A 20241-nucleotide genomic window follows, 5' to 3' on the forward strand; every position below is an offset into this window, starting at 1 on the left:
CATACGACTGAGGCTTGTCACTTGTTCATAGCTGCGCGGTACTACACCTCCATGCCGTAAGATCGCCGGCAATATCAGTGAGGCCTGTTATGGATATCAGTGGAGGGGACCACGCAGAGCGCGAAGCACTGCTGCGACTTGAGAGCTTTCTTGTCCAAGACCCGGACAACATGTCGTTGCGGACCGCGATTTTTGAAGCTGCGCTGCGGTGCGCAGATTGGAATTTGGCTCGCGCCCAGATTGATTTTGGGCTCCGCCATGCGCCAGAGTCCATGGTCTGGCGAATCCGCGAGGGCGACCTTTTGCTGGCAAAAAAGGACTATCGCCAGGCCCGCGAGGTGCTCCAAGCGTTAGGTCACGACGCGCTGCCCGCGGAAGCTCAAGATACCCTTCTCCACAACGTTGCTTATACGTATTTTGGCGAAAGCAACTTCGACCAATGCGTTGCGATACTTGAACCGCGCATGGCGAAGTTGCTGCAGGGTGAGCTGTCGGCCCATCCGCCGAACGAGGCCGAAGTAGGCCTGCAAAAGCTGTGGTTGCGCGCTTTACACCACAGCAAAGACGCAGCCCGTGCGTGCGCTTGGGCTAAGGCTATGGATGAAGCAGGAGAGCTTTCGCACAGGGTCGCGGGAATTGCGAGTCTCGCGGCTCTGGACGCGTCTGAAACAGTTTTAGCTCAGAAATGGTCGCGCATCGCACTTGAGAGCGACATTAAAGAATCGGAGCGATCAGAAGCAATTGTGACGCGGGCATCGCTCCTCTTAGCCAGTCGGGACACTGAGCAGGCGTGCAAACTTGCCGATCGCGCGCTCATGCTGAGCCCGCGCGAAGGGCGCGCATGGTCAATCCGAGGCTTTGCCAAGATGCTTGACGGCGCTCTCGCGGAAGCACAAGCTCACTTTTACACTGCCCTTGAAACACTACCGGGCCACATCGGAACGTGGCACGGGCTCGGGTGGTCTCAGTTGCTGGCAGGATTGCTCCAAGAGGCCCTTGCTACGTTCCAGCATGCGTTAGATCTTGATCGCAACTTTGCGGAAAGCCAGGGCGCTGTTGCGGTCGCCCTCTTTCTCACCGGTGATGCAGTGGGAGCAAAGAAGCACGCAGACAATGCCCTTCGCTTGGATAAGAATTGTCTTGCTGGGCAGTATGCTGCGGCGCTGATCAGCGGTGAATTGCAAAGTGCACAGGCGCTGCAACGCTTGGCCAAGCGAATCCTTGGAGCCCACCAAGGACCGCTAGGGGGGACTATGGCGGACTGGATCCACCGACCTTAGCCCCGAAAGCCGAGTGGTCCTGTGGCCCGGGGCATCGCTGGGCCCAGAGGGACATGCAAAGCGTCGCGTGGTCCGCGCAAATTCGAACGGATCACACCCCATATCTTGAACCTGATGATCATCCATGCGGCCCTTTCCGCAGCCGAAAGGGAGCTGTCTTGGCGATACCTAAGCCTGCGTTGATGTCAGGCTTCCCATGCACATATGGAGTCGCCTTGTTCCCCCCGAACGGTTTCAGTGCACTGATTCCGTTTGAACTATCGTTTGATTCCAACAGTTGAGGGCTAACCCTGGCTTGTTGCGTATTGCGCGTCCTGCCGACGTTTCCTTCTGGGTCTTGTCAGCCTGACTGCCGCAAGCCGCTGTCGCGGACAAAGCGTTAGCTCCGTTGCGTTCTTTGGTGCAGGCACCTTGTGGACTCCCGTGATCTTGACCAATCACGGTTTTGGGTTCTTGGCCGTCCCAACTATTCCTGTCCTACTCGATAGCGGTTTTGGATCGCATCAGCTGGCCATTTCCCTCAACAGGACGAAATCGGCGGGATCCGGTTAGTTGTGCTTGCTGAGGAAGGGTCAGAGACTCCTCCCCGCCCTCGGGCTATTGCGACTGCTGGGGCTCAAGGGCTTTGCCAGCCCTGGCGACGCTGGCTCTGTCCAGACCCGAGCGCAGGCACGAGGACAGATGTACTCCGTAGGTCGTCAGCCGATCGTCCAAGGCGGCGACGAGCTTGCTGGCCGCACGCAGCCGTGAATTGCGCAGTTAGTGACCACGATAGATAGAGAAACAAATCAGTCTACGGGGAAAGAAACCCTAAGCCGAAGATGGCTTTACTAAACAATTTCTCGACCATGTGGATTGACTGGATTGAGTGCGGGAGGCCGCACCGTCACCACACAGGAAACAGACATGGTCGGGATCGTCAGCGGCAACAGTTTAGGCCTCGGGGCAAGTTCTTTGGCAACACTGGGACAGAAAGGCGTTGGCACCAACACGACCCAAGGGCGCAGCGGCGAACAGGCGTATATCAACGTTGCGAACGGCAACCTTGTTCTACAGCGCCAAGATGAGTACCTGGCCAGTGTGGGAAGCGATTCGGCAGTAGTTCGCACGTATAACAGCCAGGGGGCTTTTGACGAAGGTGAGTGGTCGTATGGCCTCCAGCGCAAGCGACTTGCCTTCCAAGGGACGGGGGCAGCAGACGTCGTTGTCACGCGCACGGACCACGACGGCGCTCAGTTGCTCTACACCTATGACGCTACCACCAGCATGTATGTCAACCGCGATGGCGGCGGTGCGTATGACACCCTCCAACAGGCGAACGGCCAATGGGTGTGGACGGATGGCGAAACCGGTATTCAAGAGCATTACGACGCCACCGGGATCCTGCGAAGCCAAAGTGACGCCAACGGCAATGCGATTACCTTTGCCTACAACCCCGACGGCCTTTTGGAAAGCGTTACCACCGCTTCGGGCGAGTCCACGCGCTACGACTACAACAATGGACGCCTCACGCGGATTCAGGTTTTGGATCGCAATGGCGCGACCAGTACCAGAGTTCACTATGGATACGACAACGCCGGGCGTCTTGCCACAGTCACAGTCGACCTGACTCCATCGGACAACTCCACGGCGGATCTAAAGAAATACGTCACCACCTATGGCTATGAGGGCACCAGCAAGCGGGTTGCCTCAGTCACGCAAACCGATGGCACCGCCCTGTCCATCTCCTACGTAGAAGTGGGCGGTGAGCATCGCGTTGCAAGCGTCACAGACGGGGCCGGCAAAACGACGCAGTATGCATATGACCTTGCCGGATTGCGCACAGTAGTCACCGACCCCCTCGGAGCCGTCAGCAGCTATTCCTACGATGCCAGCGGACAACTGACGGGAGTACGCACGGGTATCACAGCCGCCAGGCCAGAGGGACTGACAAGTCTCACCTACCACTACGACAGCAACGGCAATCTTGTCTCAATGACAGATGCCTCGGGACAGAGTATCGGCTACCAGTACGATGCAAATGGCAACCAAACCGTCAAGACCGATGCTCTGGGCAACTCCGTCAGGAGCACATACAACGCTCACAACCAGCTGCTGACCCAAACCGTCGCAGGCATTGATGGCATATCGCTCACGACACGCTATGTGTACGACTCCGCCAAAGGTCGTCTGGAACGTTTCCGCATCACACCAGAAGGCCGAGTCCAAGAGTTTCGGTATGACGCATATGGGCAACCTGTCACCACGCTAGAGTACTCGACCAGTATTTACCCAACTGCAACCCTGGCGGAGACTAACGTCCCGGATGAGGCCCAAATGCAGTCCTGGGTCGCTTTGCAGAGCCTCGCGGGCGTCATGCGAACCGACATAGCCTATGACTTTAGAGGCCAGCTCCAGACCAGCACCTCTTACCAAACGGTCGATGCCGCCGGCAATGGCAACGATCCAAGCACAACGCACTACCTCTACGGGCAAGCGGGAGAACTCCTTCAGATCGTTCGTCCGAATCAGGACAGCATCACGCAACATGTCTACGATGGTCTGGGACGCCTCATTGTCAGCAGTGAGCCTTCGCCTAGTGGAGGCGCGCCCACCACGGTTGTCATTGACTACGCCGACGCCGCCCGTACCGTCACCACAACTCGCGCCAACGGCCTGACCACGCTCTCGTCCTATAACACGGCAGGTCGGTTGATCAGTGTCTCTCAGAGCCAAGCGGGGACCAATCTAGGTGTTACGCGTTACAGCTACGACGCGGTTGGACGCTTGACTATGACTGAGGACCCCACGGGCGTACGTCAATGGGTGATCTACGATGAAAGTGGCCGCAAAGTCGCGGATGTGGACGGGACAGGCGCGGCTGTCGAGTACGTGTACAACGACAACGGCCAGATCGTTCAAACCATCGGTTATGCCCGTCTCCTCGGCGCTCAATCCCAGGAGCCTAGCCTTGCAACGATCAGAGCCCAAGGCGGCGCCGACGATCGCAAGAACTGGCGCATTTATGACAAGTCCCAGAGACTTGTGTGGCAAATCGACACGCAAGGATATGTCACCCAGACAACCTACGATGGGGCGTCCCGCATTACCGCGGTCACGCAACTCGCCACTCCCATCGACACGGCGCTACTTGCCAATGTCGCACAGATTGTTGCCGGCGGCACAGCAGGGCCATCTCAAGGAGACGGTCGCAGCCTCAGTGCTATTGGGCTGCAGGTCACCCCATCCTCCGCTGTGCAAGGCTCCACTGTCAGGCTCACGGCCGTTGTGCTGGGCAGCAATCCTGCGGGGCCCGTCAATTTCTACAACGGACCAACCCTGGTTGGCACCGCCGCAATGGTTGGTGGCATTGCGACCCTCGAACTGAACAACCTACCAGCAGGCCAGCTCCAGATCTCCGCCCGATACGCTGGGGATGCAAGCAATGCAGCGGCGGTTTCGGCTCTCGCCAATCCCACTGTTTTAGTGCCCACACAGACTGCACTGTCGGTTTCCCCGCCCACAGCTCAGGCTGGCAGTACCGTCACTCTTTCAGCCTCAATAGACAACGCTGGAGCGAATGGCTCAATCGCGTTCTTCCACGGCTCTATTCTTCTGGGCACAGCCACAGCAGCAACCGGCCAAGCGAGCCTTCAGGTCACAGTAAAAGCCCCTGGTTTCTCTACCGGCGCCAACGACCTACATGTCACGTACCTGGGTAGCCCATCCCATGCAGGAAGCATTTCCGCTGCACAGAATCTCAACGTCACAGCTGCTTCTGTAGCCACTCCGGGGCAGGCAACAGACACTGGCATTGCTGCGGGCGTCAGCTACCCCAACAACCCGTACTTTGGCGATACGGTGAATTTCTGGGTCAGCATGTGGGGCGGCAACACCCCCCCAACTGGCGGAACCCTCAATTTTTTCTCCGGCGCAACGTTTCTGGGCAGCACCACTGTGGACGCAACGGGCAATGCCACGTTCGCCACGGCGGCACTGCCACTGGGTGCCAACAACGTCACCGCAGTGTATGCAGGTGATGCGGGCCATGTAGGCGTCACATCTTCTCCCATACAGATCACCGTCGCGCCCGTTGCGACAACCACAGCCTTGAGCGCGTCCAAGGCGCAGATCCGCCAGGGTGAGTCCGTTAGTTTCGCAGCCACGGTGACAACCGCATCGGGGCAACCGGCACAAGACGGCCAAGTCGCTTTTTACAACGGCAACACCCTCTTGGGCGCCGTACCCGTCGTCAACGGCGTAGCGGTTTTCGTGTCCCCCAGCCTTCCCACCGGCACCGCATCCGTTCGAGCTGTCTACGAGAGCAACGCAACCGCTCAACCCTCCACGTCACAGTCGGCAGTGGTGCAAGTCCGCACGCCCTTGACCCTCACGGCGACACCCGCTTCAGCCGGCCCAGGACAGACCGTTACCCTTACGGCACAAATTCCGGACGGTGCATCCACCGGCAAAGTCACGTTCCTGGACGGCTCCGCTATCGTGGGTGCCGCAGACGTTGTCAATGGCGTTGCTACCCTGTCGCTTTCCAATCCAACAACTGGGGTACATGCCTTCTCCGCAAGCTATAGCGGCGACGCCAGCACCCCTGCCGAGTTAAGCAGGGAGGCTGCCTCCGTCACCGTGGCGGCGGGGTTGCGGCCCGCCAGTCTTGAACTGAGCAGCGCGCTCGCAGCCAACGGCTCGCTGACCCTCCACGCAAAGTTCGCCGGCACCAACCTTCCATCAGCCGGCCTTGTCACGTTCTCGCACGGCGGCACTGTACTTGGCACCGCGGCCATCATCAACGGCTGGGCCAGTCTCACACTAGCCAACCCACCGTCCGGCAATCCACTCCTTAGTGCGGACTATGCCGGAGACGCCACGTACGCAGCCGCAAATGTCGGCGCCTTCTTGCAAGACAGTATCGCCAGCACACCAGCGCTCGCGTTGCGCAGCAGCATCACGCAGCAAGGCAGCAGTTCCTCGACGTTGTTGCTCAGTGCCCTTGCTGATGGCATTCCAGCCGGCGGCACAGTCACCTTCTACAACGGAGCGAACGTCCTTGGTCAGGCAAGCCCAGTCAACGGTATCGCAACCCTCACAGTAGACATTGGATCGGGACAACACACCTTAAGCGCCCGCCATGACAACGGCCAGGGCACGGTCGTGAACTCAACCACCAGCATTGTCTCGGTAGCCGCCACGAACACCGGGATTGCAGCAGGCCTGAGCTATCCCAACAACCCCTCTTGGGGAGAGACTGTTAATTTCTGGGTCAGCATGTGGGGCGGTACGGCACCTCCTTCTGGAGGCACCGTCAGTTTCTTCTCCGATGGCATTCTGCTCGGCAGCTCCACCGTAAGTGCATCGGGAAACGCCACCTTCGCCACATCGGCCCTGCCACTGGGCTCCAACAGCATCACTGCTGTGTACTCCGGAGACGCTGGTCATACCGGAATCACCTCAACTCCGATTTCTGTCAATGTGGCGGCAGCCACCACAAACACTGCGCTGACGGCGTCCAAGACGCGAACCACCGTGGGCGAAGCTGTGAGCTGGACAGCAACCGTTCTCACGGCTGCGGGGCAAAGAGCACAAAGCGGTCAAGTCACGTTCTACAACGACCAAACGGCCCTTGCGACCGTCTCCGTCGTCAACGGCACAGCTACGCTCACCTATCCCGACCTGCCAGTAGGAACAGCATCCGTTCGTGCTGTTTTCGAAAACGGGAGCGGCAACGCCAACTCGCAGTCCTCCACCCTCGCCCTGACGGTGATGACTGCTCCCGTAAACCAGTCCACGGCTCCGGCTGGTCCGTCCGGTACACCGCTCCCACCTGCACAAATCGCAATTACATCGGCCAGTAGTGCCCCGGCGGGCAGCGCCTTGGCCATCAGAGTCACTGGGGACAGTCCTACGGGCAGTGTGGCGCTGCTCAGCAACGGAGTCTGCATCGCAGTCGCAAATCTCATCGATGGCACTGCAACACTGCCAACTGGCACGCTGCCTTCTGGCTCTCACCAGTTGACCATTTCCTATGCCGGAGACCTCAAAAATGCCAGCAGCCAGCACTCGTTCAGCCAGAATGTCCAGCAGGCGTCAGCTCCCACCAGCACTGTTCTAAGCGCCGCGCGCCAAAACGCCACGATCTTGCTGACAGCGCGAGTTCTGGGCAACAACCCAGTTGGGGGTATCAATTTCTATCAAGGGGGCGTGCTGCTGGGGACCGCCTCTCTGGTTCAAGGGCTGGCCTCACTGACCCTCAGCGATCTGCCTGATCCGACGTTGCCCCTGACAGCCTCCTACGGCGGAGATGCAACCAATAGCACCAGCGTATCGTCCACACTGCCTGCGGCCGCGCTCGCGCTCGCGTCCTCGCCTCTCAATCTCACACATAGCTCGTCCGACCGCGTTGTCCGGCAGGTCTACAACAAGGACGGTCAATTGCTCGCCACCGTGGACGGTGAGGGGTATCTGCAGGAAATGCGCTATGACGCTGCCGGGCGACAGCTCGGCACCATTCGATACGCTACGCGAATCGCCGATTTTTCTGACGATGCAACGCTGCAGCCCCGGTTGCAAGTTGCGCGAAATACCTCGGACCTTAGCGGACTTCGCCCAGCCTCAAGCCCTAGCGACATCAGGTCGTTCATCCGCTACAACGCGCAAGCCCAAGTCGTGGCGTCCGTGGATGCGGAAGGCTACCTGACCGAATACACCTACGACCAAAACGGCAACGTAGCGCAAACCACCAAGTACGCCCAGCGAGTCAGTGCGTCCGTCAATCCTGACACTGCCAGCATGGTGGACCTTCGTCCAACGACCAGCCCTCTGGATCAAATCGTGCGCAGGCAATGGAATGCGCGAAACCTGTTGGTGCAAGAAACAGCTGCGGATGGCACGGTCACCAAGTACAGCTATGACGCATCCGGCAATGTTCTTTTCTCCACCAAAGCGGAGGCGACGGCCAACTCTCGCAGTCTTGCAAGCCGCTACGATGCGCAGGGGCACGTTACGGCCGAGCTGTCAGCCACAGGTGTCGCCTTACTTGATGCGGGACAAACGCAGGCGCAGATCGATGCGATCTGGAACCAGTATGGTCTCAAACATACTTATGACCTTGCAGGTCGTAGAACCAGCACGGCAGACGCCAACGGCAACAGGACGCTGTACTTTTACGATGCAGATGGGCGCCTCACGCATGTAGTCAATGCCCTGGGGGAAGTCGTAGAAAACCAGTACAACGCGTTCGATCAGATCGCCACCACGGTTCGCTACGGAACCCGGATCAGCCTCACAGGCCTTACTGGCTCCAATGCAGGCGGACTGATCAATGCAGCCCTCACCAGCGCTTTGAATGCAGCCAGAAATTCAACCGTCGACAGCAAGGATATCTATACCTATGCGACCACGGGCACATTACTGACGCATAGCAATGCTCAAGGCCTTCTGGCCGGCTACGCCTATAACGCATTCCGCGAAGAATCTTCTCGCACCTTAGCCAACGCACTAAGCCCGGCGATTCATACCGTCACAGCCTACGACCGACGCGGCCTCAGGACCAGCGAATCGCGGGACCCCGCCGGGTTGAATGCCATCACCACCGCGGTTTACGACGCCTTTGGGCGCCAGACCAGTGCAACGGATGCCAAGGGCAACACACGGTCGCAATCATTCGATCGTCTCGGACGCACGGTCAGCCAAACCAATACGCTCGGCAACATAGACCACACAACCTACGATGCGTTTTCACGCAAGGTGAGCTATAGCGACGCGCTCGGCAATACCACCACCTATGCGTACGACCAGACCGCACGCAGCCTGACGATTACGAGCCCTGAGGGCGTTCAGGTCAAAACCGTTCACGACCCCCTTGGACAGGTGCAGACCGTGACCGACGGTCGCGGAAACTCCACGACCTACACCTACGACGCCGACGGTCACTCCACGGGCATCGCTACGGCACTCACCAGTACAGCAGAGCAGTACGACCGCGCCGGACGCCTCGTTCAGACGACGGACGCCAATGGCGTCAAGGTCCAGCTGGCTTACGACGCAGCCAATCGCTTGCTGACGCGCACCGTGGACCCGACGGGACTGAACCTTGTTACCGCCTACGCGTACGACGCCAAGGGTCAGCAGCTGTCGGTCACCGACCCCAACGGCTCCGTCACCCGCTACACCTACGACCTGCAGGGCCAACTCACCAGCCAGGCTGTTGACCCCAGCGGGCTCAACCTCGTCACTCGCTACACCTACGACACGCAGGGCCAAACGCTGAGCGTGACCGACCCCAACGGCTCAGTCACCCGCTACACGTACGACGCCGCCGGCCGCCGTGTCCAGGAACAGATTGACCCGGCAGGGCTGAATCTCACACGCACCTACAGCTACGACAAGAACGACAACGTCACCAAGATCGTCGATGCCAACGGCAATGCCAGCTACCGCGGCTACGACACCGAAAACCGGCTCACCCACACCGTGGACGGAGCGGGCGGCGTGGTTCAGACCGTTTATGACGCAGCAGGGCGGGTAAGCAAAACCATTGCTTACCGAAATGCCATCCAAACCACGGGCCTGGACTCTGCTGCGGTTTTTGGACCAGGTCCGTCCGGCGTGGCCGGGCAGATATCCCAGCGGGTGGTTCGCTCCACCGAAGACCACATTGAGTACCGCGGATACAACGGCGACGGCTGGCTCATGACCAGCGTCAATGCACTTGGCGAAGCTACGTCCTACACGCGTGACGCCAACGGCAATGTCCTGGAACAGCGTCGCTATGCCGCTCGCCTGGATATGAGCGGTGCGACAAGCTGGACCACAGAAACAGTGCTGCCGCTAGTAGCTGACGACGCCCACGACCAACGCATCCGAACCGCCTACGACGCGCTGGGCCGGTCGACGTACTCGATGGACGGCACAGGCGCCGTGGTCCGCTACGTCTACGACGGCAACAGTAATTTGCTTGAGCGCACCGCCTTCGGCCAGCGTGTCAATGCGAACACTGGTTGGCTCGAAGGGGATTTCGCCTCCGCCGTCTCGAGCCAGTCCCAGTCAAGCGAGAACATTGTTCAGCGCTACGGCTATGACAAGGCCAACCGGCTGTTGTGGAGTGTCGACGGTGTCGGCGCTGCAACGCGCAACGCCTATGACCGCAACGGCAACGTCATCAAAACCGTGCGCTTGGCCACACCGGTTGCGATGGGCAGCGGTATGTCAACGCCGGGGTTCATCGAGTCTGCGGCAGATGCAGCCAACGACTATGTCTACGACGCCGCCAACCGGCGGGTCTACACGGTCAACGCACTGGGCGGCGTCTCGCAGACAGGCTACGACGCCAACGGCAACGTTACGCAGCAACTGGACTACGCAGTCACCATCACGCCGCCGGCTGCCACCACCGGGGCAGTGTTCAGCCCTTCTATTGGCAACTACACGCTCGCCAACATTCGTACCGCATTGGGAGGCGCGGCAGACTACCAGCCCGGAAACCGCCTGACCCAATACGCGTATGACGCCGCAGACCGCTTGGTGGTCACCGTCAACGCGACAGGGGCCGTGACGCGCACCGACTACGGCACCAACACGGTCACGACAACACGCTACGCGGCCCAGGCCAATATGAGCGGCCTGACCTCTGCCAGCCGGCCGCAAGACATCCTCGCGCGCGTGCAGGCCAGCTCCGACGACCGCACAGGTGTCCAGGTCCTTGATGGCGCGCGCCGAGTGGTGTTGTCCATCGACGCACAAGGGAACGCAACGTCAAGCGCATACAACGGCTTGGGCCAAGTTACGTCCACAGTTGCCCATGCGGCCGCCGCCAATGGCACTCAGGCCGTAACCACGCCGGGACAAGACAGAACCACCACCTTCCGCTACGACGCGGCGGGCAGGCTGGCAGGCAGCACGGACGCACTGCAGCGCTCGGAAAGCTACACCTACGACGCTCACGGGAACAAGGCCAGCTTCACCAACAAGAAGGGAAGCCTGTGGGAGTACCAGTACGACGTCGCAGGGCGCATGGTGCTGGAACTCTCCCCGCAAGTTCAAGTTGCCTCGGTGGTCAACGATGGAAACGGAGGGTTGACCGTCGACGGCTCGCAGACCGGGTCGGTCCAGATCGCCACACAACTGCAGTACGACACCTTCGGCAACCTGGCATCCCGGACCGAAGCCGCCGGCCGCCCTGAAGCAAGAACGACACGCTACGAGTACGACGCGCTGGGCCGCCAGACCAAGGTGTTTCTGCCTATCGTCGGAGTCTATGACGCGTCTGCGGACAATCTCGTCACCAACGGCCAAACCGGGACCGCGTCCCGTGCCGAAGCCGCTGCGCAACTCTGGACGGAAACCCGTTACGACGCTTTGGGCAATGCAATTGCGGGGCGCGATGCCACGGGCAACTGGAGCTACAAGGCCTACGACCGCGCGGGGCAACTCTCGTACGAGGTGGATGCAGAGGGCTTCGTCACCGGCTACACCCGCAATCGTTGGGGTGAGGCTGAGTCGCTGGTTCGCTATGCCGAGAAAAATATGTTGTGGACCGTCGCCGGATCCGCGCCGTCCGCTGCAGACGTGCGGACGCATATGGCCGGCAAGAATCACGCAGCCGACCGTGAGTTCCAGACCACCTATGACCGCATGGGCCGTGTCCTGCAGGTGCAGGAACCTCAGGTTTTCAACTACGACAGCGAAACAGGCACTCAGTCCCTGGGCCGCAAGACCACCGTCAATTCCTATGACACCTTCGGCGACCTTGTCGGGGTGAGCAAGAACCTTGGCGACTCACGCTGGAGCTTGAGCACCAACAAATATGACCAGTTGGGCCGATTGACAGCGTCCACGGACGCACTGGGGTTCGTCACTAGCTGGAGCTACGACGCAGCAGGCAATGTTCTGCGCAAGGTCGAGTATGCGAGCGCTCAAAGCACAGGCGCCACCACTCCCAACACTACGGTGGGTGACCGCGTCACGGACTTCAGCTACGACCTTCTCAACCGCAAGACCGCTGAGATCCGCCGCGGAGCCGGGTACTCCGAAATCGACCCCAATAGCGCTTGGTCGCTGGTGGAGCGCACTGGCGACCTGACCACAGCCTATACCTACGACGCCGTGGGCAACCTGGTGTGCACCACCGACGCCGCAGGCGGCAAGACCTACAGCTACTACGACGCGCTGGGCCGTGTCACGGCAGTTGTGGCACCGTCTGCCAATACAGGCACAGGCGGCCTGAACAACGGGGCATCGAAAGTTGCCGCGTTGACGGAATTCAAGCGTGATGCCCACGGCAACGTTCTTGTCTCTACAGAACGGATAGCTGGCGCGCTTAACGCCACTGAAGCCGGGTTCATGACCGCGGTCGACCTCTTTAAGGACCGAGTCAGCCTGTCACGCTTCGACGCGCAGGGCCATCTGGTGCAAACCACCGATGCGCTGGGCGCGAGCCGTCACTTCTCCTACAACGCTCAAGGCCAGATCGCCAAGGAATGGCAAACCGTCAGCGTGCTCAACGAAAACGGAGCCCAGGGATATCAGACGCTGTGGCGCGCCTACGGGTACGACAAGGTCGGGCGCCAAACCCATACGTTCACGCCGCTGCAGTATGGGCCGGTAGGAGCTCTGAGCAAGGGCGACACCAGCCTGACCTACAACGCCTTTGGGGAAGTCACACAGCGCGAAGTCCGCGACGGCCAAACCTTGGTTGCACTGGAGAAGCAGGACTACGACAACGCTGGCCGCCTGTGGCGCAGCAATGCGGGTGATGGCGTTACCAAGGTCATGGCCTATAACACCCAAGGCCAGCAGACCATCCAGCTGATCGCCAGCGGAAGCATCAACCTGGAAAGCTACAGCGGCACCCAAGCAGCGCTTACTGGGCAGTACCTATCGCCCGAGCAGTTCCGCCGCACCGACATGCGCTACGACGCGCTGGGCCGCCTGACGCAAACACTCGCACCTGAACGCGTCAGCGATCAGGCCATGAGCATCTCCACGCGCGAGAGCCTGATCTACGGCACCATTAGTCAAAGCCAGTCGATCAGCCAGCATCCGATCAACACCTCCATCAACCAGGTAGATCTGGTGTGGCGCTCTCTGCAAAACCTTGGCAGCGGCGACGTTCGGATTACGCTGACGTACGACACTCTGCCCTACACAACCGTTACCAACCAAGACTCGGGCACGACAGCAGACTATCCGGCCACGCTCAATCAAAAGATCAGCTTGGTTGTCAGCGCGGAAGAGGCTGCCAATGGCTATGTTCTCAAATGGAGCACCGACGATCTGCGCCGGCTTTCAGACGGACGTACGGTTTGGTCGCCAGGTCAACCATTGGGCATCAGCGCCATCAAGGGCATCAAGCTGGAGAAAATGGACCTGTTCGGTGCTTGGACCAGCCTGTATGACGTGGCACCGCCGGGCCACGCTCAGCCGATGAACTGGTCAGAAACCGCGAGCCCAGGCTTCATCTGGAGTGAATCTGGCGACGGTCGGATACCCATCTACCGCTACTACAACCGCATCTCGGATTCGCACTACTTCAGCACCAGCGCCGGCGAACGCGATACTTTGCTCAACCAGCAGCAGGGATGGCTGGACGAAGGCATTGCAGGGTACGTCAGTGCGAGCCCGGCCGCCGGATTGGTGGCGATGTACCGCTTGACCAAACCCGGGCTTGATGGGTCTGTCTACGCACGAGGCTCGGAACTGACCGCACTGACCAACCAAGGTTGGGTTAACAAGGGCATTGATGGCTATGTGGGCGACCCTGCGGGGGGCACGCCTCTGGGCATGGTCAAGCTGTACAGCCTGCAGCACAACCGCAACGCGACCAGCGTGGACGGTACGCGCGCCGATGGCCTGTACACCACGGCACTGAGCGACCGCAACGCGTTGCTCGGCATTGCCCCTCCTGCGCCAGGTGTAGCGAACCCCCGCACACCTACCCTATATGCATCTGCCGGTGGGCTGACCATCGAAGTCACCTATCCGCAAGACTTGGTCAGCAGCACAACGCTGGAATACCGACGCACAGGAAGCGGCGATGCCTGGGCCACCGCACCTACAGGCATTCAACGATCCTTTGGATCCGCAGCCCGTTTTGACGTGAGCCAACTTGGCCTCGGCAATGGCAGCTACGAGTACCGCATCCGCAACACCAACCCAGAAAAAACGCGCGAAGTTGGCTCCGGCACATTCAACATCGGCGCCACAGGCCCAGCCACATTGCCAGTAATGGCGGGCGTCAACCAGGGCACTGCCAATATCGACGGCACGTTCTACCGCGTGCTGCAATGGCCCAAGCCCTCGTCCGACTGGACTGTGACCTTCCGCTATTGGCCGAAGGGAAGCACCAGCGGTGGGACGGAACGTGCCGTAGGCAGCGGCATCTTCAGCTATGGCGACGGCCGCACCAGCGGCATGGGCATTGGGATGCAAGGCATCGCGCTCAACCTGGGGGCGGGAGACTTCGAATACGAAGTGCTCGCGCAAAAGGCAGGTGGCGCAGAAAAGATGCATGCCACGGGCGTGCTCTCTGTGCCGCAGGGTGTAAACGCGTGGGACAGCACACCACCGGTCACCGCTGCCAACAACAACGTCACCAACCTGGGAATTGTTGGGTATGTCTGGACCGAATGGGCACCCGGCCGCACGCCGTTGCACCGGTACTACATGCCGTACAACAATGACCATCACATCACCACCGCAGACCCCTCCGTCATCGCCATGTTCGAGCAGATCCTGGCCGACCAAAGAGCCAACCCTAGCTCACCGCAGTACGCCTACTACGATGGGATCATGGGCTACGTCGAGACTGCGCCGACCGCGAACAATGAGCGCCTGTACCAGTACAAGTACGGTAACGAAAACATCTACCGCCTGACGGCCAACCCGTCGGACATCGGCTACTACCAAACGTTGACCTCGGCGCCAAGCTCGCTGAGCCCAGGCGTCTGGTACCAGTCGGCCTACCAATTCGACGGCTACATCTCCAAGGTCCCTGCCCCCGGCACCACTGCGCTGTATGCCGTATACGACGGCAACTCCTACGGTCCCCTGAGCCAGGGCGACTACCTGACCACCATCTACGAACAGGAAGTCCTCTACTGGTACATGCTGAACGCCAGCAACAGCGCTACGGCCAAGATTGCCGGCGTCAAAACCAGCATGGCCCAGATTGACGGGCAGGTACACCCTGTCCTCCAATGGGAGAAACCCGAGGCCAATGCCAGGGTCACCGTCACGGCCTCGCCGCCCCTGCCATCGTTCGGCAGCTCGCCCAGCGTGTTTACGCAAGGCGACAGCCACGGCAGCGCGTTCAGTGCGGGTGGCAGCCAGGGCATCGTGCTCAGCACCATGCAGCCTGGTGCCAGCTACACCATCTCGGTGGTCGTCGAGTACCCCGCCACAGCGCAGCACCGCGCCTACAAAGCCCGCACGGACATCACCATCAACGTGCCCGCCGCCGGCCCCAGTGGCGCCGTTGCCAACATCGACAACACGCCGGCGTACACCCCGCCTTCGCACATCGTTGCAGGCACGCCCTACAACCTCACCAGCCGCGCCATCAGCAGCCGCACCTACGACCGCTGGAACAACGTCACGTCGGTGCAAGACCCGCGCGTCCTTGATGCCACCGGCACCCAGCACTACACCACCACCTACCGCTACAACGCCAGCAACCAGCTCATCGAGCAGACCCTGCCCCAGAACTACCCTGAGGGCGCCTCTACCATCCGCATCTACTACGACCAACTGGGCCGCGAGATCGGCGTGCGCGATGGCGTTGGCAGCCTCAACATCAAGGTCTACGACGCAGCCAGCAACCTGGTGCAAAAGCGCAATGCCGACGGCGGACGCACCGACTACCGCTACGACGCCTTTGGTGACCGCATATCGTCTGCAGAGGTCCTCAATGCGCAGCGCACGGTGGTCACCAACTTCGCCTACGACAAGCTCTCGCGCCTGACCTTCACAGCCCTGGAGCGTGCCATCACCCGCCATGCGGTGACGAACACCGAAGGCACGGTGCAAAACGCAGAGGGCGGCGCCACTGCCAACGGCGTGACCACGCAAAGCCGCGAGCAAACCCTGCTCGAACGCGTCGAATACGACGAGGCCGGGCGCCGCGTGCGCGTCATCAACGGCAACGACGAGTCCACCCGGTATGTGTACGACCGCGCAGGCAACGTCGTCTATACCGGCCAGGAAGCCGGGCTGCGCCCGGTCGACGGCCAAGGTCTTCCGGCCAGCCATGTCTTGAAGTACGGCTTTGTCTACGCCTACGACGCCCTGGGCCGCAAGGTGGAGCAGTCCGACGCCAACGGCCTGACCCAGACCTGGACTTACAACACTCTGGGGCGCCTGACCGGCCACGGCGACAAGAACGGCGCCGTTCAGTACAACTACGCCTACAACCTGGCTGGCCAGCTCACGCATGAGGGAAACAACGCGGGCCTGAAGAAAGACATCGGCTACCAGTACGACGGCGCAGGCCAGCTCATCCGCATCCAGGACAACTTCCTGGGCCAGACCACTTCGTACTCCTACGACCTGACAGGGAACCGCCTGAGCGAGCGTGTCACGCAAAAGACCAAGCTGGCCAGCGGCGACTACGCCAACGTGGTCTACCAGGACAACCGCCTGTTCTACGACGCGCAGAACCGCCTGCGTGCCGTGCTGGACGGCCGCGTGGACGTGCGCATCGACTATGACTTGGCGGGCAACCGCAGCAGCGTGTCCACAAAGGTCAAGACGCAGTCCGGGGGCACCGAGAAGGTCAACAACAGCGTCACACGATTCACCTATGACGCGATGAATCGCCAAAAGGGCAGCTCTGAGTACGCCTGGAACGGAGATCAGTTGGGCACCCTGCTGGAGACGCACAACTACGTCTACGACCTTGCGGGCAACCGCATTGCCGACAACAACGTGTTCATCAGCGGCGGTGGCGAAAACGGCAGCAATGTCAACGGCAGCTATGCCTACATCTACGATGACCTGCACCGCATGGTGAGTTACAGCGGTTACGGCATTGCCGAACGCCAGACTTACCAGTACGACGGTGCTGGCCGCGCCGTCTACACCATGTCGCTGGTCAAGCGCGGTAGCCTGTGGAACGAGGAGCACCGCTACAACCAGTACGCCCCCGCCGGCAAGCTGCAGGACACCCGTGCGGTGCTGCGCCGTGACGACACCAAGGCCAAGACCCATGTGGATGACATCCGTTACCACGACACCACCGGCAGCAATGCCGCCACGGGCCTGGGCTATGACGCCGCAGGCAATCTGCGCGGCTATCAGCAGGTGAGTGACGGCGACGCCACCACCACGCGCTACCAGTACGCCACGCAAAACGGCAGCTACTTGCAGTCAGAGGCCACTACCACGCGCGGTGGCAGCTCTGCCACCAGCCATACCTGGCGTGATGCCAACGGCTTCATCAGCCACATCACGGAGACCAATACCGACGGCAGCCCTACCTTCAAGGATCTGCGCTTTAACCGCGCCTTTGTGAACGACGTCCAGGGCAACGCCTTGTATGTGAACCAGGCTGCAGGGCAGACGGGGCGCATCCAGAACGGCCCGGGGGGCTACATCGGTGGCTGGGTGGGTGATTCGCTGGACCCCGGCCATATCCAGCGCCAGCTGGTGGCCAATGGCCAGGTGCTGGGCCGCTTTGGTGATGCGCCCGACAGCATCAACGATGCCGACCCCAAGGCGGTGCCCAAGTATGTGCACTCCACGGACTTCCAGCTGGAGGCGCAGGTGCTCAATCTAAAGGGCGCCAGTGTGGACCCGGTCTCCTACACGGTGGTGGGCGGCGAGACGCTGCGCGATGTGGCGCGCAATGTGCTGGGCGACGGCAGCCTGTGGTGGCGTATTGCCGACGCCAACGCCCTGGCGATCTCGGCCGATGCACCGCTGACCGTGGGGCAGACGCTGTCGGTGCCCAAGCTGGCGCTGAACGCGAACAATGCCGAGACCTTCCAGCCGTATGACCCGAGCAAGATCACGGGCGGGATGGAGGCCACGCTGCCTATGCCTGCGCAGGGGGATAAGTGCGGGGGGATCGGCCAGATCATCATGATCGTGGTGGCCATTGTGGTGACGATCTATACGGCCGGGGCGCTGAGTGCGGGCGCTAGCAGTTTCTTGTCCACCATGCAGGCGGGAACTTCGGCCCTGGCCGGCAGTGGCGGACTTTCTTTTGGCGGTGCCGCACTGTCAGCAGCTGCAGGCAGTGTGGTCAGCCAAGCGGTAGGCATTGCCATCGGAGCCCAAGAGGGCTTCAACTGGAAAGCGGTGGCCTTGTCCGCCCTCAGTGGGGGGATTGGTTTCGGGCTTAGTGAGATGGGCGTCGCTGGCAGCATCGCCAGAGCTACCAACAGCAGTTTCCTAGGAGCGGCTGGCCAAGCGGCCATCGCCAATGCTTTGACCCAGGGGGTCAGCGTGGCCACCGGGCTGCAAAAGAGCTTTGATTGGAGGGGCGTGGCGGCCTCCGCCGTCGGGGCAGGTGTGGGTGCGGTGGTGGGGGAATCGCTCGGGATGAATCACCCCGACTTTAAGACGCTGCCATTCGGGGAACAATTTGGAGCGCGCCTTGCCACCGGGCTGGTGGCGGGGACTGCTGCAGCGATTGCACGCGGGGGCAAGGTGGCTGTGCAGCAGGTAGCTGTGGATGCGTTTGGCAATGCGTTGGGGAGCTCGATCGCAGAGGCGAACTGGGGAGGCGGTCAGCAGGACAGCCAGGGCACCGTGTACAACGATGGCGACATCGGTCGCAGTGAATTGCGCTACGGCGCAGCGGCACCGGCGCAGCAGCCGGAGGTCGACGCTGTGCTCGGCGCGTTCAACAACTCAACGCCGGTCGGCGTCGAGGACGCTGATTTGGTTGCTGCTGCAGGTGACTACAACCTGGGCCGCGCACGTCGAACTGCAATGGATGCAGGCCCCATTCACGATGAAGCTGGCAATGGGAGTTTCAGCGGGACGGGCCTCAAGGTCGATCCGTCGAAGTTGCCAAGATTCTGGACAAGCGAACGCTTCGAGCCGCGCTATGCGCCGAGTCTGGGTTGGAAGGAGCTTGGGGAATATCTGAATCCGGTCACGCGCCTTGAAGGATTTGCTAATGGCTTCTCATTCAGCGGCATGGTGGACGGTGCAGTTCAGCTGTTCACCGACCCGGAGGGGACTGCCCGTGCGATGCAGGACAGCACGAGAAAATACTTCGAGGCTGGGCGCCGCGGGGACTTCGAGACGGCTGCTCGGTTCGAGGGGCAGTTCGCCGGCGAGCAAGCCGCAGGCCTCGTCCTTGGCTATGGGGTGGGTCGTGGCCTTGGGTTCGGTGCGCGCGCGTTCAACGCTATGGGAGGGGTAGCATCGGACCTGGTTTCATCCTCGTTAGCTTCGTCCACCGGGCTTAGGGTGAATGCTAGTGCATGGGCAGTTGCAGGTCTTGAATCGGCGGTAGTTGCTGACACAGCGGCTGCTGGAGGTTTGACATCGAGCCAAATAAGCCAGAGATATGGGAGCTTCTCGCAGCGCTACTCTCTTCTGAACCAAGTCGCAGAAAGCTCGACTCTCAGTGAGGCGAAGGGCGTGGTTTATGCGTTCCGGGAGATGAAGAGGCTGGGCTTCCAGCTTGAGGATGTTTCTCTCAAGTACAGAGGCAACCAAGGTCTTGATCTCGTCTTCTCCAATCAAGGAAAATACGCGATCGTCGAGGCTAAGCACGGGAAATATCTCTCCAGTTTGGAGACCTATGCAGGCGGTCTGAGGCAAGGCAGCGTTGACTACAACATCAGTCGGTTGGAGCGCTACGTTCAGTACGGAGATGGTAAGAACGTCACGTTCGCGAACCGGTTGCTCAACGACGCATATAGTGGGCAGCTAGACAGCTTTGCAACGATGTATCGTGGCAAGTCCTTGTATCAGCTACCCTTGGGATGGCCGAAGGTTCCCGCCCTTAAGAAATAAC

2 protein-coding genes are annotated in these 20241 nt (G+C 60.7%); both read left to right on the forward strand.

Annotation, left to right across the window (positions count from 1 at the left end; genetic code table 11):
- Nucleotides 1-89: 89 nt before the first annotated feature.
- Complete coding sequence (locus ACSQ3Q_RS20665) at nucleotides 90-1280, forward strand: tetratricopeptide repeat protein (RefSeq protein ID WP_436136200.1); 1191 nt, start codon at nucleotides 90-92, stop codon at nucleotides 1278-1280.
- A 906-nt stretch (nucleotides 1281-2186) separates the two neighbouring features.
- Nucleotides 2187-20240, forward strand: coding sequence for an Ig-like domain repeat protein (locus tag ACSQ3Q_RS20670; protein WP_436136201.1), 18054 nt, complete (start codon nucleotides 2187-2189; stop codon nucleotides 20238-20240).
- Nucleotide 20241 lies beyond the last annotated feature (1 nt).

Source organism: Acidovorax sp. LjRoot129 (genome assembly GCF_964253765.1).
GTDB lineage: Bacteria > Pseudomonadota > Gammaproteobacteria > Burkholderiales > Burkholderiaceae_C > Acidovorax.